Origin of the sequence: Rhizobium sp. PDO1-076, assembly GCF_000247475.1 — a bacterium.
Classification (GTDB): Bacteria; Pseudomonadota; Alphaproteobacteria; order Rhizobiales; family Rhizobiaceae; genus Allorhizobium.
On the sequence record NZ_AHZC01000270.1, the window covers coordinates 1 to 1,533 of the forward strand.

General features: G+C 58.8%; 3 protein-coding genes. All 3 read right to left on the reverse strand.

The window, feature by feature from the left end; translation table 11 throughout:
• Nucleotides 1-420 (reverse strand): IS66 family transposase (locus PDO_RS14800; protein ID WP_007603259.1); only part of this gene is annotated, 420 nt, incomplete at its 3' end.
• A 66-nt stretch (nucleotides 421-486) separates the two neighbouring features.
• Entirely contained in the window at nucleotides 487-678 is a 192-nt protein-coding gene (tnpB, locus tag PDO_RS14805) for an IS66 family insertion sequence element accessory protein TnpB (RefSeq protein WP_052023462.1), read from the reverse strand.
• Nucleotides 679-720: 42 nt separating this feature from the next.
• The gene (tnpA, locus tag PDO_RS14810; protein ID WP_007603260.1) at nucleotides 721-1,149 is read right to left on the reverse strand and encodes an IS66-like element accessory protein TnpA; all 429 of its coding nucleotides are present in this window, start codon (nucleotides 1,147-1,149) and stop codon (nucleotides 721-723) included.
• Nucleotides 1,150-1,533: the final 384 nt, after the last annotated feature.

Here is a 1,533-nt window from a genome sequence, read left to right on the forward strand (position 1 = left end):
CTCGCTGCCGCAATGATCGCAGGCCGTGGGTGCTGCGATGACGACGCGCTCGCGTTCGATATTCTCTGGCCAGGGCTTGCGCACTGGTCGCTTGCGGGTGAAGGCACGCACGGCTTGGGTTTTGGCGGCAGACGCCTGTGAAGCGAGCTCGTCCTCGGTGGCATCGGCGACCAGCTCTTCAAGCTGCAGTTCCATCTGGTCGATCAGCCGCTGAGTGCGCTCCCGGCTTGGACCATGTTTGTCGCGTTCCAACTTGGCGATCAGCAATTGCAGATGGGCGTTGAGCGCCTCGATACTGGAAAGTTTTGCCTTGGCGTTTGTCGCTTCGGCCTCAGCCCGTAACCGCGCCTCGCGTTCCGCCAGCAACGCGGCGTGGGCGCTGGCAAGATCGTCAGGAAAGGAAAGTGGCGGTAACGACATGCCAAATATGAGAGCATATTTCTTCAACAAATTCAATGATAAAGACACTCAAACCCGTGTCGGGTGTCAGGTTTCCTGAGGGGCTCGCCAGTCAATTCCTGATAGCAAATATGAGAGCTGCGCCGGCGTGATTGCCACCGCGCCGCCCTCCACATTCGGCCAGATAAACCGGCCGCGTTCCAATTTTTTCGTGAACAGGCAGGCCCCCTGGCCAGGCATCGTAAACTTAGCGGAGGAAATGCCAGCGAAAGACGCCATCCGGAGATATCTGTCATGCTCTTGCAATTTTCGCCCACAGGCTCATCGCAACGTCTCCAGGCCACGCATGATCCGAAGCAGAACGTCCACGTCGACATCCTGGCCAACGATCACACGCCGGCCGTTCGCGCTCACCACTTCCATGCGACCGTGGTCAGTGATAGGGGGCCGCACAGCGACACTCGCCGCAGGAGGCGTGCTTGCAACAACTGGTTCGGCAACGACGATCGCCGGAACAAAGCCCGTCGTCGAGCGGTGGACAAGCCGTCCTTCCCGCGCGGCCCTGCGCCAGGCATTTAACTGCCAGCGCGTGATCCCGTGACGCTGCTCCGTTGCCGTGACCTGCCGCGAACCAGCGTAACTCTCGGCAACGATCGCCAGCTTCGCTTCATCTGTGAAACGCCGGCGACGGCCGCTATCGACAATCTCCATCCGGCTGAAACGCCCCGAGTGATCGCTTGTGATGTCCATGAAAGCACCGTTATATTGCCGTCTATATAGACAGAGCATCCACACGATCACTCAAATCCGCAATGCGGCCCAGCTCGGATGCGTACGGATGGCGTCTTTCGCTGGCCTTTCCTCCGTTAAGTTTACGATGCCGTCGAGCGTCATGATGTGGGGACGCGGGAGGTGAGATTCAACGCGCCTGCATGGGACACGATCTCAGACGACAACGAGTGTAGCTTCCCGTTTAGCAATCGCAGGACAACTGCGCCGCGCTGTCTCTGTTGATGAGAGCGATTCGCACGCGCAAGGACATCACCGATGAAAATTTGTGAGGCGTTGGTCCCTTTAGGGAGGTGCTGCGACCAAAAAGCACACGTTGGTCTGCATTGCCTCAATCCGTGCACA